The organism is Yersinia antarctica (assembly GCF_056636475.1).
In genome coordinates this window covers 1618730-1642155 of sequence record NZ_JBSJQF010000001.1, presented here as the reverse complement: position 1 = coordinate 1642155, position 23426 = coordinate 1618730, and the positions used below count along the sequence as shown (strand labels likewise).

Below are 23426 nucleotides of genomic sequence, written 5' to 3'. Positions count from 1 at the left end.
CACCTGTTACTAATCAGAGCGCAAAACAGCCAAAACATTAATCGTGCCGGTCTATCGGAAGAGATTGTAATTCCCGCCAACGTGACAGCCGCCTGGCCCAACGAGCAAAAATCATATCCGTAATAATAGCCAATAGTGCGACCACAACCGCCCCCTGGATAACGTAAGCCGTATTAAAACCGCTAAGTCCGATAATGATCGGAGAACCCAAGGTTTTCGTCCCAACAGTTGATGCTATTGCGGCAGTACCTATATTGATAATGACCGAGGTTCGGATACCTGCAACGATAATAGGTGCTGCCAGTGGCAATTCAACCTGCCACAAAATCTGCCTGGCACTCATTCCCACCCCTTCTGCCACCTCATGAATGCCGCGGGAGACAGACTCGATACCGGTGATGGTTCCTTGTAAAATCGGCAATAAACCATAAAGCACCAAAGCGATAATGGCGGGTTTTTCACTAAATCCCATCACCGGTACGGCAATAGCCAGCACCGCCACCGGTGGAAAAGTCTGCCCCATAGCAACAACGGTTTCCACCACTGAGCGAAACTCTTTCCCCATGGGACGTGTCACAGCAATACCCGCAATCACTCCTATCAAAACAGCGATAACACTGGAAACCAGCACCAATAAGACATGAGCAACCACCAGTGACCAGAATGTATCTTGCAGGTAGACAGGCCGATCGAGATCAGGAAATAACGCGGCAAAGAAACCGTGTAGAGAGGTCATACCAAAAACCAAACCGGTCAACAGCAGCAGCGCCCAGCACAGAGGGTCTTTTAGCCAGCGCAGTACATCGGACACTACCCATTTAAACGCTTTCTTTGTTGGCTTATAAGTATGGGCCGTATCACGGGTATGAGCGGTATCAGGTTTCACACGCTCCCCTTATCTGCCACCAAATCAGCAAAATAAAGCACACCTAGTGATTGCCCATATTCATCAGCCACCGGCAGTTTATCGGTCTGACGAGACACAAACAGGGAAAGCGCCTCGCGCAGGCTGGTAGTACCGAGAATCGGCGGCCCTATCAACGTTTCACCGCGCCTGACCCGTTGTTCAGCCCACCCCAGTGATAACAGCTTAATTCCGAGATCACTACGACCAAAGAAATCACGAACAAAATCATTGGCGGGTTGAGCTAGCATTTCAAGAGGCGTTCCCTGCTGAATGACTCGGCCTTCATCCATCAGAACTATGCGATCAGCCAGACTCAACGCCTCATCAATATCATGAGTCACCAGCACGATAGTCCGACCCGATAATTGATGAATACGGGTAATTTCAAACTGGAGTGCCGAGCGCGTCACCGGGTCTAACGCGCCAAAGGGCTCATCCATCAATAAGACTTCAGGATCTGCTGCCAAGGCACGAGCGACACCGACACGCTGTTGCTGCCCACCAGACAATTGATGAGGATAGCGGTGGAGAAATTGTTCTGGTTCCAGATGCAGTAGCTCAAGTAATTCAATGACGCGTTGGCAAATACGGTCCTGGGGCCATTTCAACAACTGTGGCACAGTGGCAATATTGCGCTCCACCGTCCAGTGTGGAAATAAACCTATCGATTGGATGGCATATCCCATCCGCCGCCGAATATCTTCAGGTTTATAGTTACGAATTTCTTCACCAGCAAAATGAATCTCCCCCTCATCATGTTCAATAAGGCGGTTAATCATTTTTAATGTGGTCGATTTACCGGAGCCAGAGGTACCGATGAGTACAGTAAACTCACCCTTGGCTATCTGCAACGTCAGATTATCGACCGCTCGTTTACCGGCAAAATATTTACTTACCTGATGGAAATGAATCATCGACGTGAAGTATCCATAAAAATAACCATAAATTTAAACAGCGAATCAACCACAACCGCCATCACAATCACGGGGATAACGCCAAGCAGCACGAGATCCAATGCGCTGCTAAGCAAACCTTGGAACACAATCGCTCCTAACCCACCCGCACCAATCAATGCAGCCACGACAGCCAGCCCTACTGTTTGTACCGCGACAATGCGGATACCGGATAAAATAAGTGGCATCGCAATAGGTATTTGCACCTGAAAGAACAACTGGCTGCGAGTCATCCCCATACCTCGGGCCGACTCGACAACACTGTCAGGCACCGACTCTAGCCCTGCGACCACATTACGGACTAATGGCAACAATGCATAAAGCACCAACGCGACAATAGCCGGGGCCAGGCCGATACCGCTGACACCATGCTCTGCCAACCAGGGAAGAGCCGCAGCCAGCCCCGCTAAAGGTGCAATTAGCAGGCCAAATAAGGCAATAGATGGAATGGTTTGAATAATATTCAATGTCGAAAAAATGGTGCTTTGAAAATGACGAGAACGAAAACAGAGTAAGCCGAGTGGGACCCCCAAAAGGGTGGCGGGTATCAATGTTGCGAGTAAAATCTGAAGATGTTGCCATAGCGCATCATTAAATACGTCTTGCCGGTTAACGTACTCTTTCATTAACGATAGTTGATCCAACTGCCCCATCATGAGCAATATCACTACCGGCAGAAGCAGTAAGACATTAGCCACACTGCGCCACACAGGGTTAACAATGGCACGAGATAAGCTATCGACGGCAATCAATAGACTCATCCCACTCATCAGCCAGAACCCTCCACCTAATGAGGTACGTGCCAGACTCTCGCCACCTCCGGCAAGCTGTATGGCGGTCGTGCCAGCCAATAACAACAAACCCAAAAGCAGCAACTCGGCAAATAATACTGTTAGCCAATACAGCACGATATTTTGTTTTAAGAACGCAAAAATAAGCAGGATCAGAATAGGAATTAGCACTGCCCCATTTGATCCACTTATCAGCGATAACAACGAGATCCCTTGCCCGGAAATCAATCGGTTAGGTGCATGGCTCACAAAAGACAGCCCAGCACCTGATAAAACCAATAAAATAGCCAGTACTAGCAGGACCCGGTTTTTGACAGCCATAAAAATCCATCTCCATGACAGGTAACCTTTGTTGTAATAACGAGTGACCTGTTTCTTTGATAGCGCTATAAATCAGATGCCTACAGCGCCATCTCTGACACCCACCACTATCCTTTAACAAACCCTTTCTCTTTCAGATAATTAGCTGCCACTTTTTTCGCATCCTGACCTTCAACCGCAATGCGGGCATTCAGTTTTTGTAGCGTCGGCCCATCAAGGGTAGCAAATACAGGATTGAGTAAAGCAGGTATCGTTGGATGCGCTTTCAGTGTGGCCTCACGAATGATCGGCGTCGGCGCATAAATAGGTTGCACACCCTTAGTGTCTTCGAGTGTTTGTAAGCCTAAAGCAGCAACCGGGCCATCAGTGCCATACGCCATGGCAGCATTAACACCAGAGGTCTGTTCTGCCGCAGCTTTAATCGTCACCGCAGTGTCACCACCGGCTAATGATAACAATTGGTCTTGATTCAATTTAAAGCCGTAAGCTTGCTGGAAAGCAGGCAAGGCATCTGGCCGTTCAATAAACTCGGCGGAGGCCGCTAATTTGAATTTACCACCAGCATTAATCCATTTCCCCAAATCCTCCAGCGTTTTCAAGTTATTCGCTTGGGCTAAATCCTGGCGTACTGCAATGGTCCATGTATTGTTCGCTGGAGCAGGTGAGAGCCACACCAGTTTGTTCTTCTCGTAATCTAACGCTTTGACTTTTTCATAGCCTGCTTTCGCATTTTTCCAAGCGGGATCTTTTTCATCCGAGAAGAAAAAAGCCCCATTACCGGTATATTCAGGGTAAATATCAATCTCACCCGCAGTGATAGCACCACGCACTACTTTGGTGGTGCCCAACTGTGATTTATTGGTGGTTTTTATCCCGTTAGCATCCAGTACCTGCACAATAATATTGCCCAGCAATGAACCTTCAGTATCAATTTTTGAGCCAACTCGGACAGTATCTGCGGCCTGTGATATACCGGTTGATGCCGTTAGCACCATTGCCGCCAATGCAAAAATCCGGCCACGGGTTAGGGTCATTGCCATGCTTACCTCTCATGTGCTCAAGGGTGAGTTAACGTTCATTCTTGCATACTTGTAGTAGCTGAATGTTTACAGGGTGTGCGGCCAAGACATCTTTAACAGATGAGTAACCATATTAGATTTAGTCCAAAACAAACCAAATAACCAATTGATATTAAATATATTATTAGCGTTACATTAGGCTTGTAGGTTTGTATCTATAATACGTAACAGTTTGATAGCTAAGTATTTAAGCTGTGTTGTAACAGCAAAATTTTCAGTTAAGATTACATTAAATACTGTATATAACAACAGCAATTTTCAAATAACAGAAGAGATCGCTAAGAATTTTTTCACCTGAATCCATAGCCGTTTTAACCTCAGCGGGCTGATTTAGGTTGATTCAGAATGCTGGCTACTACTTTTAATCACACCATACCGCTCTTCTGCCGCAACAGTTTTATTCTCGCAATCGTAAAATGGGTGTACTTCTATTTCCAACGCAGTAAAAGCAAATGCGTCAAACCATTGAGTATAGCCGTTCACGACAAATTGCCCGCTGCGCTGCTGATATTGAACGCGGTTTTCCAGATAAATCTGGCGTAACCCGTACCAAGGTAAGGCTGGCAAATCATGATGCACCAAGTGGTAATTGAGGTTTAGAAATAACAGACGCCATGGCCATGCAGCTTCATTCAAGGCTGAGCGCGCCGAACTCTCTGGCGCTGCACGATGTTCAAAAAAAGATCTTACTTTAGTCAGACTAAGTGCCGGATAGCTAATCGCCAGTAGGTAGAAAACGGCAGAAATACCATAGCCTGCCATCCAGTGAAGTAACCCGTAAAGTAGCCCTAAATGAATCAGCCACATGAATATGGCCGAGCGATCGCCGGAAATAAAAGCCCGGGCTGCGCTGCGAAGAGTATTAATGATGTCTAGTGATGGCCCGAGGGCTAGCCGCCCCACAAAGGTGTTACTCGCACGTATAATACCTTTGAGTAATATGTGGAAGTATTGCCATTGTGTTGCCGTGTAGTAATAGCACTCTGGATCTTTTTCTGGGTGAGTCAAATCCTCATCGCGGTGATGTTGAATATGAGAATCACGATAAAGGCCATAGGGGTACCATACCGCCAGTGGCAAAGTTCCAAATAGCTGATTTACCCTCCGCCAACGGGTTGGATGGCCGTGAATCAACTCATGTTGCAAAGACATATACCACGCACTCAACAAGATCAGCAGAACACTTCCCATCACTGGCCCTAATTGCTGCCAATGAATAACACCAACAAACCACCCAGTGTAAATGACACCGATCAATATCCAAGTAGGGATCTCCAGACGCCATAGCCAAGAACGGGACAACTGCTTTACCTTTGCCCGTTGCTGCTCACTAAGATAATGAGCAGTAGTTGTCGCGTGATTATTACGTTTAGTGTCAGCAGTGGGCATATTTAAAACTCATACATGGCCTAATTCGGGCCAGTATCAGCTAAATGATGCTCACCACTAACTAACTTAAGGTGCTATGTAAATCTGAGAATTAGATAACCTCTCTTCGCATTGACATTGTAGAAATTAAAAATGTTAGCTGTAGCAGAATGGTCAATCTGTTAAGACATTTACCCAGCATCGTTCCTCGGCAGAAACGGCAATAGCATCCAATACTTTCGATACTTTCCAACCTTCTTCAAAATCCGGCCACATACGGTCATCGGCAGCAATGCCGTTAATCAAATCGCGGATCTCAACCGTTTTTTGATCGTTAAATCCAATACCATGTCCTGCACTGACACAAAAAGCCGCATAGTCTGGATGCTGTGGCCCTATAAGTAATGTTTTAAACCCTTGTCTGGCCTGTGGATCATCATGGCGATAGAGCTGTAATTCCGCCATGCGTTCTTGAGAATAACTGATCGCACCTTTAGTGCCGGTGATTACATATGTCAGCCCCATTTTACGGCCACAAGCAATCCGTGAAGTTTCTATGGTCCCCATAGCACCATTGCTAAAATGCACCAATGCACTGGCTTGATCTTCATTCTCCACCGCAAGAAGCGATGAGGGATCTTTCGGGTCAGGGCGCCGTCTGATGATAGTTTGCATATCGCCACAGACACGGGTGATATCGCCGACCAGATAATGAGCCATATTAACAATGTGTGCGGCTAAATCCCCCAAGGCCCCCAGACCTGCCTGCGCCTTGGTACAATGCCAGTCCAAAGGTGTGAGTGGATCAGCCAGATAATCTTCATTATGAGTACCATAAAAATGCACGACCTCACCAATCTCACCGTTTGCAATAATTTCTCGCGCTAACTGACTCGTTGGATTTTTCATATAATTGAAACCCACCAACGTTTTTACCCCTTTTGCACGTGCAGCATCGACCATTTCTTTAGCATCGGCAGCACTCAGCGCCAGTGGCTTTTCTGAATAAACATGTTTGCCGTGGCTAATTGCTGCTAGAGCCATCTCCTTATGCAAGAAATTTGGTGCACAAATATCCACCACATCAATATCAGGATCGGCAACCAGTTCGCGCCAATGGGAGGTAGATCGGGAAAAACCAAATTCTGCAGCACGTTTTTGAGCCAATTCAGGAGTCACTTCTGCCAACATCTCTAATACTGGCTGACCCTTGAGTGGAAAAACAGTCGCAACCTGCGCGTAAGCAATGGCGTGGCAACGGCCGATATAACCAGTACCAATAAGGCCAATTCGAACTTTTTTCATTTTATTCCCCTTACCTGTTTATAAATTAAAGCCCCGATAAGGTAGCTTTACTTGCCACTGGTTATACGAAATTAAAATTTCACTATCAAGTCAATATGAAATTAAAAGTTATTTTTGCGAGGCGCTACGAAGAAAAGGGTCAAGCTAATGAAAGCTTACACAAGCAGGATATTTCTATCAGAATGTAGTTCACAGATTGAATTCCAAATTCAATTAATTAATTATATATTTTCATTATGTAATTTATTGAATAATAAATTTCAATAAATGCGAAGCGTCACGCATCATGAGCAAGTCGGGGTTTCAATAGCGTAATTTCGTTATATAGTGGGCATCAAGATGAAGCGATAAATCCCATCGCTCCTTTATAATGTTGACAGGTAACTTGCTATGAACTCACCTTTTCTGGTTACAGCACAATGGCTGGCAGAACATGCTAATGATGCCGATATCGTTATTCTGGATGCCAGAATGTCACCGCCGGGATTGATACCTAAAAGAGACATTCAGGCTGAGTTCGAGCAAGGGCATATCCCGGGAGCCGTTTACTTTGATATTGATGAAATTGCAGACCACAGTACTGAATTGCCACATATGCTGCCATCGCCACAGGAATTCAGTGAGAGGGTTGGTCAATTAGGGGTAAGTGAGCAACATACTTTAGTGATTTATGACGACGGTAACCTGTTTTCCGCACCACGCGTTTGGTGGACGTTCCGTACTTTTGGTGCCAAAAATGTGCGTATATTGGCCGGTGGTATCAACGGATGGCGGCAAGCGGGCTATGCATTAGAAAGCGGCCAGGCAAAATCAACCCCGCAAGTGTTCAATGTGGCTTTCAATAGTGCTGCGGTCAAAAACGTTGATGAGGTTGTCGCCGTACTGGGAAATAGTGAAGTACAAATTATAGATGCTCGGCCAGCCAACAGATTTAAAGCCCAAGAGCCTGAGCCTCGCCCTGGTCTGCGCCTTGGCCGTATCCCCGGCAGTATTAATGTCCCGTGGGGGAGCATGGTAGAAAATGGTAATTTGAAATCGCCACAAGCACTGGCACGTATTTTTGCCGCTCAAGGCGTGGATTTAACCAAGCCCATTATTACCAGCTGTGGTTCTGGCGTAACAGCCGCAGTGGTAGCTTTGGGGCTGGCGGCATTAAACGCACCATCAGTATCACTCTATGATGGTTCTTGGGCGCAATGGGGGGCATTCGATTCACTGCCCATCGAGGATACCCGCCTCCCATAAGAGCCTATCAGATAGCAACCAGGCCACGGACACCGTCTAACTCCATATCAGTGCCGTGGCCACGCTGGATAATTTTGCCACGGGACATCACTAAATAGTTATCCGCCAGCTCTGCGGCAAAATCATAAAACTGCTCAACCAACAAGATAGCCATATCCCCTTGAACAGCCAGTTTTTTGATAACTATACCTATCTCTTTGATAACCGAAGGTTGAATTCCCTCAGTTGGCTCATCCAAAATGAGCAAACGAGGCTGGCAAGCCAATGCGCGCCCAATCGCCAACTGCTGCTGCTGCCCACCAGATAGATCCCCACCACGGCGATGTTTCATTTCTTGTAACACTGGGAATAACTGATAAATACTTTCAGGTACTAACTTGCTCTGGGCGCCGGGAAAACGAGAAAGCCCCAATAGAATGTTCTCCTCAACCGTTAATCTGGGGAAAATTTCTCTACCTTGTGGCACATAAGCAATGCCTCCTTTCACCCGTTGGTGTGGTGACTGATGGCTAATATTTTTACCTTCCCATGTAATGCTACCGTTTTTGACCGGCACCAGTCCCATCAAGCATTTGAGTAATGTCGTTTTACCAACGCCATTACGGCCCAATAAGCAAGTAACCTCACCTATCGCAGCCTCGAATGACAAACCACGCAAGATATGGCTGCCACCGTAATATTGATCAAGTTCATTCACTTGCAGCATATATTGACCTTAAATATCCAGTTAACTGTTAGTCACCAAAACCCGATCACATGATATGGCAGGAGAAACAACGCCGATCAGCCGCTATGAATCAAGGCGCAATCCCCGAAGTTTGGTCAACCCAAATGAGGGGGGAAGCAACACCGAGTCAGAACGGCTCAGCGCCCCAAATATACCTCGATCACTTGCTCGTTGGCCTGCACCTCTGCCAATGACCCCTCGGCCAACACCTGGCCCTGATGCAACACCGTGACATGATCAGCAATAGACTCGACGAACCCCATATCGTGCTCCACGACCATCAGTGAATGCTTCCCGGCTAATTGATTAAACAACTCGGCGGTATAGGCGGTCTCGGCATCGGTCATCCCTGCGGCGGGCTCATCCAACAGTAGCAAATGCGGGTCTTGCACCAATAACATCCCAATTTCAAGAAACTGCTTTTGACCATGAGATAACAAGCCTGCCTGCCGCTGTCGCATCTCACTAAGGCGCAACATAGTAAGGGTTTCATCAATTTGATCCCGCTGCTCACTGTTCAACTTGGCGCGCAGACTGGCCCAGACCGTTTTGGTGCTTTTTTGTGCCAACTCAAGATTTTCAAACACACTTAGCGCTTCAAATACCGTCGGTTTCTGGAATTTCCGGCCAATCCCTGCTTGAGCAATCTCTATCGTATTCATCATTGAGAGATCATGGTGTTGGTCATAGGTCATCTTACCGGCCTGGGGACGTGTTTTACCGGTTATCACATCCATCAGCGTGGTTTTACCCGCACCATTCGGGCCAATAATGCAACGCAGCTCGCCAACACCTATTTGCAATGAGAGATCACGCAAAGCATGAAAGCCATCAAAACTAACATTAATATTTTCGAGGGTTAACACCGGATCCCGTTGCTGGCGATGCTTGTCGGCCGCATGCTCTAACGCACCGGGTTCCTGAGCAATTATCTCGGGATAAATCAGTTGTTCCGTAATTTGAAACCGGCTCATTTGTCTTTCCCCCGCCGCAGTAACCCGATAACACCCTTAGGTAAGAACAACGTAACCAAAATAAATATCAATCCGAGGAAGAACTGCCAATATTCTGGCATTGCCATGGTGAACCAGCTTTTTGCGCCATTGACAATGCCAGCCCCTAATACCGGGCCAATTAATGTCCCGCGCCCCCCAAGTGCTACCCAGATAGCAGCTTCAATAGAGTTGGTTGGCGACATTTCACTTGGATTGATGATACCAACCTGAGGTACATACAACGCTCCCGCCAGAGCACAGAGTACGGCTGATAATGTCCAGACAAACAGCTTGAAACCTTTCGGATCATAGCCACAAAATGTCAGGCGATTTTCAGCATCACGCACGGCGGTCAACACTCGCCCAAACTTGGTGCGGGCCAATGCAAAGCCCAATACCAAACTGGCGATTAACAAAGCGAGTGAGGCCAGAAACAGGGCAATACGGGTAGAGGTTGCCGATACCGGGAAGCCCAGCATAGTGGTAAATCCGGTGAAACCGTTGTTACCGCCAAAGCCCGTTTCGTTACGGAAAAACAGTAACATCCCCGCGTAAGTCAGCGCCTGCGTCATGATAGAGAAATAGACGCCCTTTATTTTGGAACGAAAGGCGAAATATCCAAAAATAAAAGCCAGTAAACCGGGAACCAAGACGATCAGGCACAATGCCCAAATAAAATATTGGCTACCACTCCAAAACCACGGCAACTCAGACCAGGATAGAAAAGACATGAATGCAGGCAGGCCATCACCAGCCGCCTGACGCATCAGATACATGCCCATGGCATAACCACCAAGTGCGAAAAATAGGCCATGGCCAAGAGACAGTAAACCGGCATATCCACATACCAGATCAAGTGCGATAGCCACTACTGCATAGCATAGAATCTTACCGATAAGCGTTAAGGTATAGGTTGATATTGCGAGGGGATTATCAGCCGGCAGCAGTGCTAAAAAAGGCAAAATAATCAGTGCAGTAACAACTACAGCCCCCAATGATAAGCTGATAACAGGTGCTTTTTGCGTCAAGGTTATAGCTAAAGGTTGATTCATTAATCACTCACCCTGCCCTTGAGGGCAAACAGACCCTGCGGCCGTTTTTGAATAAATAATATGATTAGCACTAAAATCAAAATCTTACCTAATACTGCGCCAATCTGCGGTTCCAAAATTTTATTCAGCATGCCTAACCCCAGTGCTGCAACAACACTGCCAGCCAGTTGTCCGACACCACCAAGCACAACAACCAGGAAGGAATCGATGATGTAGCCCTGCCCTAATTCCGGACCAACATTTCCCAGTTGTGACAGGGCAACCCCTCCTAATCCGGCAATACCCGAACCCAGACCAAAAGCCAGCATATCAACCCTGCCGGTTGCCACCCCACAGCAAGCAGCCATGGCGCGATTTTGCGTCACTGCCCGTACCTGTAGACCGAGGCGGGTTTTATTTAGCAACAGCCAAGTGAGTAACAGAACAATGATCACAAAGGCGATAACGGCGATACGATTCCATGGCAAAACCAGATTTGGCAAAATCTGTACCCCGCCAGACAGCCACGCAGGGTTAGCGACTTCCAAGTTTTGCGCGCCAAAAATCATACGCACGCTCTGAATCAGCATTAGACTAATTCCCCAGGTTGCCAACAGCGTTTCCAGCGGGCGGCCATAAAGATGCCGAATTACCGTTCGTTCCAAAGCCATGCCGATTCCAGCCGTAATAAAGAACGCGACCGGCAAGGCGACCAACGGATAGAGGGCTAGCCAATGCGGAGCTAATTGCTGAAACAGTGATTGCACCAAGTAAGCTGAATAGGCTCCCAACATCAGCATTTCACCATGGGCCATATTGATAACACCCAATAGGCCGTAAGTGATGGCTAACCCAAGAGCTGCTAGCAACAAGATAGAGCCTAGTGATAACCCGCTGAATACTTGCCCAATAATATCCCCGACCATCAACCGATTTTGTACCTGTTTCAAACTACTGGCTGCCGCGGCACGCACTTGTGCATCAGGCTCGGTTTTAGCATCGGTTAAGCTTTGCAAACGAGATTGGGTTTGTGGCGAACCTGATTGTCCGAGCAATTGCACAGCATTCAGGCGCACCAAAGGGTTACTATCGGTCAGTTGTAAATTAGCCAAAGCAATACTTAGCGCCTCTTTGACTTTACTGTCTGTTTCCAATTTAAGACGCTGATTAAGTAACGGTAATTGATCACTTTGCGCTTGCTGCTGTAACTCTAGTGCCGCTTGCAAGCGCACTGACTCGTCTTCACTTGCCAGCCGTTGAGCCGTCAGTGCATTAGCAATCAGAATACGTAAGCGGTTATTGAGCCAGATTTTCTTTGGTGTACCGACAGGTTGTAACTGCCCTTCCAGCGGGGTGAAACTCTGATTATGCTGGATGAATGCCTGCCCTGTGCTATCGACCACCAACGTTTCTTGTTTCAGTGCCTGCAATAAGGGTAATCGGCTAGCATCCGGTTCGGTCGCCCATTGCTGCAACATAGCGGCTTGCTGTGAACGATTAGCCACAGCAAAATCATGGGCTGGCCCTGCTGTTGCCAAGGCTGAAAAGCTCAGTAACAGGCCTATCAGCGGCCTGAGCAAAAAATTGACTGCTCTACTCCAAACAGGAATTAACAATTTCATAGGCCCGCTCATCACTGATATATGGCAAAAAAGATCCAGAGCCAGCAAAATCTGGCCCTGGAGAGTCATCGCTACTGAGTGCTTTTCACTGGATGATCCGGCTTCTTGTCATTTCCGGCGATGAACGGGCTCCATGGCTGAGCACGAATTGGCGCATCGGTTTGCCATACCACGTTGAATTGTCCGTTAGCCTCAATTTCGCCAATCATCACCGGTTTGTGCAGATGGTGATTAGTTTTATCCATTGTCAGCGTAAATCCTGATGGTGCTGGATAGGTTTGTCCGGCCATCGCAGCACGAACCTTATCCACATCGGTTGATTTAGCTTTTTCTACTGCCTGGGCCCACATATGCATACCTACCCAAGTAGCTTCCATCGGATCATTGGTGACAGCAGTATCTGCATTCGGCAACTTATGCGCTTTGGCATAGGCTTTCCATTGTTCAACAAACGTCTTGTTCGTCGGATTATCCACCGATTGGAAGTAGTTCCAGGCCGCCAGATTCCCCACCAGTGGTTTGGTATCAATGCCACGTAGTTCCTCTTCACCCACAGAGAACGCAATGACAGGCACATCAGTCGCTTTGATACCTTGGTTGGCTAATTCTTTGTAGAAGGGAACATTTGAATCGCCGTTGATGGTGGAAATAACGGCGGTTTTGCCATCGGCAGAGAATTTCTTAATATTACCCACAATAGTTTGGTAATCGCTGTAACCAAACGGGGTATAAATCTCTTCGATATCTTTATCCTGAATACCTTTGGTATGCAGGAAGGCACGTAGGATTTTGTTGGTAGTGCGCGGGTAGACATAATCCGTCCCTAACAAAATAAAGCGTTTTGCACCACCCCCATCTTCACTTAATAAGTATTCCACAGCAGGGATAGCCTGTTGGTTTGGTGCCGCACCGGTATAGAAGACGTTGGGCGACATCTCTTCCCCCTCATACTGTACCGGATAGAACAGTAGACCATTTAACTCTTCAAATACCGGTAAGACAGACTTACGTGAAACCGACGTCCAGGCACCAAATACGACGGCGACTTTATCTTGTGTTAATAATTGCCGCGCTTTCTCGGCAAAGAGTGGCCAGTTAGAGGCCGGATCGACAATAACCGGCTCCAGTTGTTTACCCAATACACCACCATGAGCATTGATATCATCAATACTCATCAAAGCCATATCTTTCAATGGTGTTTCAGAGATAGCCATCGTGCCGGACAACGAGTGCAAGATACCCACTTTGATGGTGTCGGCAGCCAGCGTGCCAAAAGCCACACCCATACTGATAACTGAAGCTGAAAGAGCAAAAACCTTAATCAAGTTACGATGTTGCATAGCGTTAACCTCTGGTCGTTGAGTAAAACACACAAGATCGGATTACTCTGCGCAATCGCCATGCCAGTTTTATATCTTAATAATTTAATTGAAGATTATAGATAACGTTACCAAATAACCGGATAAACGGCCTAATTGTCTGCACCAATAATGCACAACGCACGGGCACAGATAGTGCAACAATGAGAGGAAGTATGTGGGCAGGTAATTAAAAAACAGAATGGTGTTAATTCAGAGATTGGTGAGAAGAGTGTAGCTTAATTTTAACGAAAAACAGGAGTGCCAAATTGCCACTCCTGTTTTGTTATTAATAATCTATATCAGATAGTTATATCGATATGATCAATCTTACTTTTTAGGGCCACGTATACGTAGCGTCAAACCTTTCAGAAAATAACGCAAAGCCTGATCACCACATGGGCGGAAGTTTTTGCTGCCCTCTTTGCGGAACAGTGCATTTAGCTCAGGTTTAGATACTGGGAATTCAACCGCATTAAAAACATCGTGCATATCGGTATCTTTCAACTCAAATGCCACACGTAGTTTTTTCAATACAATATTGTTGGTAATGACTGGCTCTACCGCTGGGGCCGGGAACTTGTCATCTTTACCACGTCTAAAGAAGATCAAACCATTAAGGAAATGTGCCATTACCAGATCAGGGCAATCTTGATAACCGGCCTCATCTTCTTTTTTAAGAAAATTAACGACATCCGCATTGTTCACTTCAAAATCAGCCAGCTTAATGATTTCTGCTATCTTGATATCGTTTACGTTAAGCATGTAGCGAACACTACGGAGCACATCGTTGTTCATCATATTACTGCCCTATTCCTATTATTTAGAGTAGACGTGGGCGAATATCGCAAGAAAAACAAAAGGCTTCTTTCACGTCTAGCGGGCAGTATTGTATAGATTTACGTTGATTTTCTCAATGCAAATCTGATTAATGAGAAAAGTATGCATTCCGGTAGAATACATAAAACTCAATAATAATGAAATTTGAAGGGCTAAGATAAATTAATATTCCCTTCATCTTTCTACTTTATTAAAGATCAGCTATTCATCTTACTGTTATAGCTGGATTGATAAAGGGCGATATCCTCACCGGAAATGTATTTTCTACGTAATGTGGCAGATATTTTATCCATAATCATAACTACCACAACCATTATTAAGGTAATAAACATCACAACATCCCAGTTCCATAGACGCATATTCTCGGCATAAACCAAGCCAATACCTCCCGCCCCCACAAAACCTAATACTGCGGCAGAACGCGTATTTGACTCAATTTGATAAAGGCTTAGCGCTAACAGTGTTGGGAAGGACTGAGTAAAAATACCAAAACGGTGTTTTTGCAAAGCATTAGCCCCCATGGCGGTCAAGCCGCGATTAGGCGATTTATCAACAGCTTCATGCCCTTCAGCATAGAGTTTACCCAACAACCCTATATCTTGCATAATAATAGCTAACACCCCGGCAAGCGGCCCCATACCAACGGCACGAACAAAAATCAGTCCCCAAATTGCCATATCAATGCCACGAAAAACATCCAAAAAGCGCCGAATTATAAAGGAAATAATACGTAATCCCGGTGTCGACATTACGTTGCGTGCGGCTAAAAATGATAGCGGCAAAGCCAGCACCGTCGCGGTTAAAGTCCCTGCGAATACAATTGCCAAGGTAATAAATATCTGACTGAAATAGTATTTAAATGGCCAATTAATGAAATCATGCCAAACAAACATACGCAAAAAATAGCGGCTTATTTGCTGGCTTCCATTAGCAAATGTCTGCCAAGGGATACCAAAGACTTTAAAGAAAAATAGATAATATAAAAAAATACCGACAGTAATGGCGGTAACTAACCTGATATACCGTTTTTGCTGTAAGAAAAATTGCGGATATTGCTGTTTTAAAGTCAATATCTGTGACGGTGTTAAATGATGAGCCAACATTATGAAGCTCCTTCCACAACGTGCTGACGTAATTTACCCGAGGTATAATCCAACAGCGATACCACAATAATAATCAGCAGCAATGTCATGCTCACCTGATCATAACGGTCCAATTTTATTGACGTCATCAGTTCCTGCCCAATCCCACCAGCACCAACCAGTCCTAGAATGGTCGATTGGCGGAAATTAATCTCCAGACGCATAAAGCTATAAGAGAGAAATATCGGTTTTACCTGTGGCCACAGCGCAAAACGCATTCGTTGTAATTTACCCGCACCACAGGCCGCCAGCCCACGCACCGGTTTATCAGATACCGTTTCAAGCGATTCATAAAACAACTTAGTCAAACTGCCAATCGTATGTAATGCCAGTGCCAGAAAACCGGGAATTGCCCCGATACCAAAAGCCATAACAAACATCACTGCCCATGCCAATTCCGGCATGGTGCGTAAAAATGCCACAAAAGTTCGAATAGATAACCGTAACCAAGGCGGGCTTTGAGTATTATTCGCAGCCAGGAAGGCCAGGATAACCGCAACCACCACGGATAAAATAGTGGCTGCCACCGCCAATTGCAGCGTTTCCCAAATCAGCGGTAACTGTATAGGTAACCGATAACCCCAATAAGCCAGAGACCCCTCCGTGTGACCATCGGCAAATAAATTGTGCCAATAGAGTACCGGTATCGTTTCGGCTAGATAATCAAAAAAATGTGGGATGGAAATAAGAACAGTATGTAAATTAAACTCAGCAATACTTCCAGCACCCAGATAAATAATTGCCAGCGTTAATGACCAAATCAACGTTTCACGTTTTTGTTTACCGCGAATCTGCTGGTAGTAGTGGTTAAAATCAGTATTCAAAATAAGCTACCACCTAAAAGCAATAGCTCCGGCAAGCCAGAGCTATTTCGTTTTATCCGCCGGACCGAATTAACGATCACCTTTGGTTAATTCACGCTTCATATCAATGATAGTTTGATACTCGCTGAGGGATGTTTCACCAATATGCTGTTTGCCACCCATCGCTTTAATGAAACAACCGTGATCCTCTTTATCCAGTTTTTTAACCGCAGCGACTAATTGCGCTTTAAATTCAGACGGTAATGCACTGCGGACAAGAATCGGGCCGTTGGGGATCAGTGGCGACTGCCAGATGATACGGATCTGTTTCATTAAATCCGGGTGATCCATACGAATCATGCGCGTAAATGCACCACTGGTATAACCGGTGTTATAGTCACCGATCATGGAAGCCCAGGTGACAGCACCGGCGAATTGCCCGTTAATGACACCCAGAATATCTTGTTCATGACCACCAGAGAATGTCACGCTAGAGAAGAAGTCGTTATATTTATTATCCGGTGTTCCACCAAATTTCTGTTTAAAACTTTGATTAGGGATTAAAAAACCAGAGGTTGAATCTGGGTCAGCAAAACCGAACGCTTTACCTTTCAAATCTTCAATTTTCTGATAAGGGCTATCCGCTTTCACCACAACCACAGAGTGATAACCGCGTGATTTGTCAGTATCATCGATAGCAATACCTACAATATCAACGGCTTTAGGATCTTTAATATAAACAGAGGCAAAAGAGGAAGGAGACATACTTAATACCAAGTCAATCTTCCCACCTAATAGGCCTTGTATTACGCCAGAATAGTCTGATGCATTATGCAAGTTTGTTTTTACATTTAACTCTTTATCTAAAAACTCTTTGACACACATATTATCGCCAATTTGTTGTGTCGCATTCTGCCCACCAAGAATACCCAGATTAATTTCTTTTGGTGCATCCGCTGCTGTAGCATTAAATACCATAAAACTTGCCACTAATGAGGTAAGACAAAGTACTTTTTTCATTAAAATAACCTATTCTGATAAAGGGATAAGTGGGGATTAATGCAAAAGTTCAGTGGATTCATCGCTGTAAATATCTTGAATAATAGAATCATTTAACAGTGAAGGATGCCCATCAAAGACAATCCGCCCGTGGGCAATACCAATCACTCGGGTGCAATAGTCTTTCACCAAATCAACAGAGTGTAAGTTCACAATTACAGCAATATCGTTTTCACTTATTTTCTGTAATGTATTCATAATGCGGGTTGTGTTTTTTGGATCTAAAGAAGCGACAGGTTCATCAGCCAATAATATTTTGGGGTTTTGCATCATGGCGCGGCAAATGGCCACCCGTTGCATTTGGCCGCCAGAGAGATTCTCTGCACGCTGCAACGCATGGGGTAACATATTAAGCCATTGTAATAACTCAATTGCTCTAGCCCGATCTTCATCAGCAAATATTTTGAAAAATGATTTAAACGTGGAGGTGTAACTCAGGCGGCCTAACAAAACATTAGTAATAACATCAAGACGGGGGACCAAACAGAAATCTTGGAAGATCATGCCGCATTTTGCGCGCCATTTACGCATCTGCTTGGTTGTTAGTGCTGCAATATTTTGCGTATCGCCATTGTCATGGTAATTAATAATTTCACCCGCACTGCTGGGAATAGTGCCATTTAAAACATGTAACAATGTTGATTTTCCGGCACCGGAGCGGCCAATAATTGCAACAAACTCACCTGCATGGAGTTCAAAATTAATATCATCCAGCACACGGTGTTGTGATTGGTACGCTTTAACTAATCCCTTAACGGCAAGTACCTTCTTACGCGGTTCTTGCACCGCAGCCGGATAGTCAGCCACAGTGAATTTACGTAATGCCTGGCCCATAACATGTCTCTCAGATTGCCTGTCGTCATGAGCTATTAACGGATAATTCTATTGCATCTTGATGAAAGTTTTATGAGAGAAAGGTGACAAAAAATAGCCACCTTTCTTATACTTTACTCAATTACAGGATATTGATGAGTATCTAACTTCTTAATTTACGGTAGACAAACAGCACAACCAGTGAACCGATAACCGCCACGACAAAGCTGCCAAAATTAAACCCATCAACTTTGCCCATACCAAAGAAGACACTAATATAGCCCCCCACCAGGGCACCGACCACGCCAAGGATTACGGTCATAATAAAGCCACCGCCATCCTCTCCGGGCATAATCCATTTAGCCAAAACACCGGCGATAAGACCAAAAATAATCCAAGATAGTATGCCCATAAACACCTCCATAAAATTAATATTTGCTGATAACTGATTTGACTACCCACTGTTGTTGATCCGCCTTTCAGCTTTGCGTTCAATCTTAAACATAGGTCTCAGGTAAACATAACGGGCTTAACCTGACAGTCTTAAAACAGCTAACATCATTAAGTTAAGACCCGATTAACAAAATCTGCAAATCAGACCAGCCAAGTTAAATACAAATCAAATAACCGGCTGTCGCGGGGTGAAAACATGATTAATTCCCTGCTGTTGTAGCTTTTTCAATAAATCATATCCACCATTTGGCACACTATGCGCAAACTCTCGTTCGCTTGTAAACACAGGGCTGACCCAATACATATTAACCGGATCACCTTGTTGAAGAGGTAGAGTAAGATTGTCTGCATCAGCATATAACGCTGATGATAAAATATAGCCTTCATAACCCTTAGGGGCGACAGCCGACTCCAGTGTATGCCCTTCGCCAAGCCAGGTTATTTTACTCCAGGGAACGTGGGCAAATCCTGCCAGCGCACTGGCCATGTGAATAGCGTTGTCTTCGTTGACATATTGGCTATCAATTGCAATCGCCATCTCCAAGCGCCGGTATTTAGCTGCATCATCATTAAATAATATTTCAACCCATGGCTGAGGACGAATACTGACCCCCACGGTCAGAAAGTAATATATTCCCTCTTTCTCATGTTGGGAGATGGCCATTGGCGGCCACGTCCCCTGATCGATGGCATAATATTTTACCGATGGACCGAAGTGCTGCTCATAATATTGAATATATTCAGCTTGTAATGCAGGCCACGGATTTCCCTCTTCCTGTTGCCAGGCCCGCCAAAATTGACGAGTATGTTGCGCATTGGCATATTGTGTATTGGTTGAAGCTGACCCCAGAGGTAATGTCAGTGGATTATCTTTAATACAACTGGCGGAATAGCAAATTGAGTGATCAATATAGAGGCTCCAGCCAGGAATAATTGCCAACAGTTGTCCCTGATACCACAATGCCGCACCGTCGTCACTTTCAGACCAGACTATCGTAATATACTGCGCATCCAGCTCCGCCTCGCCCGCCACATTACGGCAGAACTCTGCGGCTAATCGTGGGGCCAACCCTTGTTCAAGGGCGGTATTATCAGCCGATGGTGGCGCAGCAACCAGATTTCTCACCCAGCAGGCACGCACGGGAAAACGCTCTTCAAATGCCTCCTGCGGATAAATATAGAAGTAAACTACCCGATTATCCTGTTGCACCACAGCAACCAATGTCTGGTTTTCATTACTGACTTCGGCCAGTACCTCAGATTCTTTCATATCGCCTCAACTGTATCGACAAAGGGTTTCAGGCGAAACATACTGTATTGCCTGCTGTAAAATAAGCCTATTAGCGGAACACAGATAATCTCATGCTAATAACTTTAATACTGATAGTGTAAAGCATGGCATAGTGTAAAACGTCTTATCCCTTTAAATCATCAGCAAAAGTCTCAAAAATACGCCGAATGCGATTATTATTTGAATCTTATTTTTTATAATCGATTCAATATGATCCTATAGTGACCGATCGTAATTATAGACTGTCACCTCAATACCTATAACCAATAGTTGATAGTCTACAGCCTGAATTCACGCTAAAATAAAACCATTATTTCTCGCAGAATTGAGGGTTCACATGGCATATATACCGAAGAATTACACCCGGCTGGAAAGTGGCTATCGGGAGAAAGCACTGAAAATTTTTCCGTGGGTTTGCGGTAAATGTTCACGAGAGTTTGTTTATTCCAATCTGCGAGAGCTGACGGTTCACCATATTGACCATGATCATAGCAATAACCCAGAAGATGGCAGCAATTGGGAGATGTTATGCCTTTTTTGTCATGATCATGAACACTCTAAATACACCGAAGCAGACCAATATGGGTCGACTGTGATTGCCGGGGATGATGCCCAGAATGATCAGGGTGTTGCTACCCATAATCCATTCGCCAACCTAAAGTCTTTGATGAAGAAATAACGCTGTCTGGCCGTGGTATGCAACACGGCCGACATGACATCACCATCGGACTAAAAACCTAATAGCTGCCGGTAAGATTGAGTTTCTTGTTGTTGTGGCAATAGCCCTAATTTATCGGCTAACTGTTGGCATTCGACTTTAAGGCTATCCAGGGCCGTAGCATCATCAGTCATGATGGCTATTTCGGCAAAATCGCCAAGACCCGCCAAGCTATCAACCGTGACATGAAACTTCCCAATAAAGTAGATACTCCGTATTTTTTCCAGCATAAATGCTGGCTGATAGCCTAACGTCGCCAGCATGCTTTGAACCTTGGTTATATCCTCAATATTGCTGGCCTCACAGCTTTCAGTTCCCGGCCCTTTTACTATCCATAAACGAATACCTGACGGGTTCATCTCACGTAAAACCATACTGACCTGTTTAGCCGCTAAATCACCGCCGTTGGCTTCCAGATAGATATCTTTTTCATTATTATTGAGGGTAAATGGCAATGCTTGATGTAATGCTAGTTGTTCATGTAATTGGCTGATGTTCGATACATGGAACTTTAACTCAACTTCATATTTACCAACAAAATGCTCACTCATAAATGCCTTACTAATCAGTGTAATCATTAAACTCGATCCTATACCTCATCACGTAATGATCAAAATACTTATCAATATCCCAATGACTCAACCTAGCCTTGATACGCTGAATAATTTTCTGATAAATCATTAATGTTAGTAATGTTTAAACGGCGGGAATGATGAAGGTTGAAGACAATTTTAGCACTAATAACGAGAGCTAGCTCACAAAGCAAACGATTCATCAGGAAACCCTTTCCTCCCTCATGTTTACTTCATGGCATCCGAAGAGCGGTTTGCTATCAGCCGATACGTGGATGAATGCTAACAAAAGTCAATGCCATTACAGGGAGCGGCACCAATGAATCAATCCAATGATGAAAAAAGGCAAACCTTGCTGAACCAGTTGCAGCAGATTGTGGGTGCGCGCTACTTGCTAACCGGCGAACGGCAGACAGAGCGTTATCGTACGGGTTTCCGCTCAGGAACAGGATCTGCTCTTGCGGTAGTGTTTCCTTCAACGTTATTACAGCAATGGCAGTTGCTACAAGCCTGTGTGGCCGCCGATACCATTGTTATCATGCAGGCAGCGAACACCGGGCTGACAGAAGGCTCAACCCCCAGTGGTAATGATTATGATCGACCCATTGTTATATTAAATACTTTGCGCCTCAATCAAATCCAGCTATTAAATGATGGAAAGCAGGTTATTGGTTTTCCTGGCAGTACGCTGAATCAATTGGAAAAACGTCTGAAACCTTATGATCGTGAACCCCATTCGGTCATTGGGTCCTCTTGCATCGGTGCCTCGGTGGTGGGGGGCATTTGTAATAACTCAGGGGGGTCATTGGTTCAAAGAGGCCCTGCCTACACCGAAATGGCACTGTACGCACAGATTGATGCTCAGGGTGAGTTACAGTTAATCAATCATTTAGGGATTAATTTAGGCAATACGCCAGAAGAGATTTTGCAACGGCTGGAACGGGGTAAATATCGTGCCAGCGATATTGCACAAGGTACACAACAAACCTCCGACCACGAATATGCTACGCGAGTAAGAGATATTGATGCGCCAACCCCTTCACGTTTCAATGCCGATCCAAGACGATTATTTGAAGCCTCGGGATGTGCCGGTAAATTGGCCGTATTTGCAGTACGGCTTGACACTTTTCCCAGTGAAAAACAACAGCAAGTCTTTTATATCGGCACCAATCAGACTCAGGTATTGACTGAATTACGCCGTGCAATTTTACGTGACTTTAAACATTTGCCCGTCGCTGGTGAATATATGCATCGCGATATTTTTGATATTGCTGAAGTGTACGGCAAAGATACCTTTGTCATGATAAATAGCATGGGTACCAATAATATGCCTCGTTTCTTTACCCTAAAGGGCAAAATTGATGCGCGGCTTAGCAAAGTTCCTTTTTTAATCGACCATTTAACTGATCGAATAATGCAAGGCTTCAGCCAGGTACTGCCCAACCATTTACCTAAACGCCTCAAAACATATCGGAGTAAATATGAGCATCATTTGATGCTTAAAATGTCAGGTGCAGGTATTCCTGAAGCACAGCAGTTTTTGAAGGACTTTTTTGCGACGGCGGAAGGTAACTTCATTACCTGTACCGCTGATGAAGGCAAGAAAGCCTTTTTACACCGCTTTGCCGCAGCAGGTGCTGCTGTGCGCTATCACGCTGTTCACGCTGATAAAGTGGAGGATATTCTGGCTCTGGATATTGCGCTACCGCGCAATGAAGAACAATGGTTTGAGACCCTCCCGGCAGAAATAGACCAATGCCTGGTCGCCAAACTCTATTACGGCCATTTCTTGTGCCATGTCTTCCATCAGGACTATATTGTGAAAAAAGGTGTTGATACTCAGGCATTAAAACAAAAAATGCTGGCGCTGCTGAATGACAAAGGGGCGGAATATCCGGCTGAGCACAATGTGGGGCATCTCTATATAGCCAAACCTGCCTTAAAGGATTTTTACCAACAGATAGACCCAACCAACAGCTTTAATCCTGGGATTGGTAAAACCTCAAAACGTAAATCCTGGCAGAAAGAATAAT

At 45.2% G+C, this 23426-nt stretch carries 22 protein-coding genes; 3 read left to right on the top strand and 19 right to left on the bottom strand.

Annotation, left to right across the window (positions count from 1 at the left end):
- Positions 1 to 37 precede the first annotated feature (37 nt).
- From ACWJJO_RS07605 to ACWJJO_RS07580, 6 genes are all read right to left on the bottom strand, one after another.
- Positions 38 to 736, bottom strand: a complete 699-nt coding sequence (locus ACWJJO_RS07605) for an ABC transporter permease (protein WP_372569866.1) — start codon at positions 734 to 736, stop codon at positions 38 to 40.
- Positions 737 to 882: 146 nt separating this feature from the next.
- The gene (locus ACWJJO_RS07600) at positions 883 to 1821 is read right to left on the bottom strand and encodes an ABC transporter ATP-binding protein (protein WP_481090874.1); all 939 of its coding nucleotides are present in this window, start codon (positions 1819 to 1821) and stop codon (positions 883 to 885) included.
- The gene (locus ACWJJO_RS07595) at positions 1818 to 2972 is read right to left on the bottom strand and encodes an ABC transporter permease (protein ID WP_083159468.1); all 1155 of its coding nucleotides are present in this window, start codon (positions 2970 to 2972) and stop codon (positions 1818 to 1820) included. The genes ACWJJO_RS07600 and ACWJJO_RS07595 overlap by 4 nt, the downstream gene beginning before the upstream one ends.
- 107 nt (positions 2973 to 3079) lie before the next feature.
- Positions 3080 to 4012, bottom strand: coding sequence for a glycine betaine ABC transporter substrate-binding protein OsmF (gene osmF / locus ACWJJO_RS07590; RefSeq protein ID WP_083159470.1), 933 nt, complete (start codon positions 4010 to 4012; stop codon positions 3080 to 3082).
- A 369-nt stretch (positions 4013 to 4381) separates the two neighbouring features.
- A complete protein-coding gene (locus tag ACWJJO_RS07585; RefSeq protein ID WP_083159472.1) occupies positions 4382 to 5440 on the bottom strand; it encodes a fatty acid desaturase in 1059 nt (352 codons plus the stop codon).
- Positions 5441 to 5593: 153 nt separating this feature from the next.
- Positions 5594 to 6724, bottom strand: coding sequence for a Gfo/Idh/MocA family protein (locus tag ACWJJO_RS07580; protein ID WP_083159474.1), 1131 nt, complete (start codon positions 6722 to 6724; stop codon positions 5594 to 5596).
- 390 nt (positions 6725 to 7114) lie between these two features.
- Between ACWJJO_RS07580 and sseA the strand changes: the two genes are divergently transcribed.
- Positions 7115 to 7969 (top strand): 3-mercaptopyruvate sulfurtransferase, encoded by an 855-nt coding sequence (gene sseA / locus ACWJJO_RS07575; RefSeq protein ID WP_420073811.1) that lies wholly within the window; start codon positions 7115 to 7117, stop codon positions 7967 to 7969.
- Positions 7970 to 7976: 7 nt separating this feature from the next.
- Here the strand turns inward: sseA and urtE are convergent, their stop codons facing one another.
- From urtE to ACWJJO_RS07515, 12 genes are all read right to left on the bottom strand, one after another.
- Positions 7977 to 8675 (bottom strand): urea ABC transporter ATP-binding subunit UrtE, encoded by a 699-nt coding sequence (urtE, locus tag ACWJJO_RS07570; protein ID WP_083159478.1) that lies wholly within the window; start codon positions 8673 to 8675, stop codon positions 7977 to 7979.
- A 158-nt stretch (positions 8676 to 8833) separates the two neighbouring features.
- On the bottom strand, positions 8834 to 9670 hold the full coding sequence (gene urtD, locus ACWJJO_RS07565) for an urea ABC transporter ATP-binding protein UrtD (RefSeq protein ID WP_372568883.1): 837 nt from the start codon (positions 9668 to 9670) through the stop codon (positions 8834 to 8836).
- Positions 9667 to 10743, bottom strand: a complete 1077-nt coding sequence (gene urtC, locus ACWJJO_RS07560) for an urea ABC transporter permease subunit UrtC (protein ID WP_481090873.1) — start codon at positions 10741 to 10743, stop codon at positions 9667 to 9669. Before urtC ends, urtD begins: the two co-directional genes overlap by 4 nt.
- Positions 10743 to 12344: an urea ABC transporter permease subunit UrtB gene (gene urtB, locus ACWJJO_RS07555; protein WP_442821098.1), complete on the bottom strand. Its 1602-nt coding sequence runs from the start codon at positions 12342 to 12344 to the stop codon at positions 10743 to 10745. The genes urtC and urtB overlap by 1 nt, the downstream gene beginning before the upstream one ends.
- Positions 12345 to 12415: 71 nt before the next feature.
- Positions 12416 to 13684, bottom strand: a complete 1269-nt coding sequence (urtA, locus tag ACWJJO_RS07550) for an urea ABC transporter substrate-binding protein (protein ID WP_083159486.1) — start codon at positions 13682 to 13684, stop codon at positions 12416 to 12418.
- A 348-nt stretch (positions 13685 to 14032) separates the two neighbouring features.
- Positions 14033 to 14503 (bottom strand): YehS family protein, encoded by a 471-nt coding sequence (locus ACWJJO_RS07545; RefSeq protein ID WP_083159488.1) that lies wholly within the window; start codon positions 14501 to 14503, stop codon positions 14033 to 14035.
- Between the two features lie 236 nt (positions 14504 to 14739).
- Positions 14740 to 15645 carry a phosphonate ABC transporter, permease protein PhnE gene (gene phnE, locus ACWJJO_RS07540; protein ID WP_083159490.1) on the bottom strand — a complete coding sequence of 302 codons (906 nt, stop codon included), beginning with the start codon at positions 15643 to 15645 and terminating at the stop codon, positions 14740 to 14742.
- Complete coding sequence (gene phnE / locus ACWJJO_RS07535; RefSeq protein ID WP_193784694.1) at positions 15645 to 16508, bottom strand: phosphonate ABC transporter, permease protein PhnE; 864 nt, start codon at positions 16506 to 16508, stop codon at positions 15645 to 15647. The genes phnE (ACWJJO_RS07540) and phnE (ACWJJO_RS07535) overlap by 1 nt, the downstream gene beginning before the upstream one ends.
- Before the next feature lie 69 nt (positions 16509 to 16577).
- Positions 16578 to 17507, bottom strand: a complete 930-nt coding sequence (gene phnD, locus ACWJJO_RS07530; RefSeq protein WP_442821100.1) for a phosphonate ABC transporter substrate-binding protein — start codon at positions 17505 to 17507, stop codon at positions 16578 to 16580.
- Between the two features lie 36 nt (positions 17508 to 17543).
- On the bottom strand, positions 17544 to 18380 hold the full coding sequence (phnC, locus tag ACWJJO_RS07525) for a phosphonate ABC transporter ATP-binding protein (protein WP_083159494.1): 837 nt from the start codon (positions 18378 to 18380) through the stop codon (positions 17544 to 17546).
- A gap of 142 nt (positions 18381 to 18522) precedes the next feature.
- Positions 18523 to 18771, bottom strand: a complete 249-nt coding sequence (locus ACWJJO_RS07520) for a GlsB/YeaQ/YmgE family stress response membrane protein (RefSeq protein ID WP_083159496.1) — start codon at positions 18769 to 18771, stop codon at positions 18523 to 18525.
- A 207-nt stretch (positions 18772 to 18978) separates the two neighbouring features.
- Complete coding sequence (locus ACWJJO_RS07515; RefSeq protein WP_083159498.1) at positions 18979 to 20082, bottom strand: suppressor of fused domain protein; 1104 nt, start codon at positions 20080 to 20082, stop codon at positions 18979 to 18981.
- A 358-nt stretch (positions 20083 to 20440) separates the two neighbouring features.
- Here ACWJJO_RS07515 and yajD point away from each other — a divergent pair, with 358 nt between their 5' ends.
- The gene (gene yajD, locus ACWJJO_RS07510) at positions 20441 to 20782 is read left to right on the top strand and encodes an HNH nuclease YajD (RefSeq protein ID WP_005189583.1); all 342 of its coding nucleotides are present in this window, start codon (positions 20441 to 20443) and stop codon (positions 20780 to 20782) included.
- A gap of 50 nt (positions 20783 to 20832) precedes the next feature.
- Here yajD and ACWJJO_RS07505 read toward each other — a convergent pair whose 3' ends face one another.
- Positions 20833 to 21372, bottom strand: coding sequence for a class IV adenylate cyclase (locus tag ACWJJO_RS07505; protein ID WP_481091568.1), 540 nt, complete (start codon positions 21370 to 21372; stop codon positions 20833 to 20835).
- Between the two features lie 340 nt (positions 21373 to 21712).
- Here ACWJJO_RS07505 and dld point away from each other — a divergent pair, with 340 nt between their 5' ends.
- A complete protein-coding gene (gene dld / locus ACWJJO_RS07500) occupies positions 21713 to 23425 on the top strand; it encodes a D-lactate dehydrogenase (RefSeq protein WP_372568880.1) in 1713 nt (570 codons plus the stop codon).
- The last annotated feature ends 1 nt before the right edge of the window (position 23426 follow it).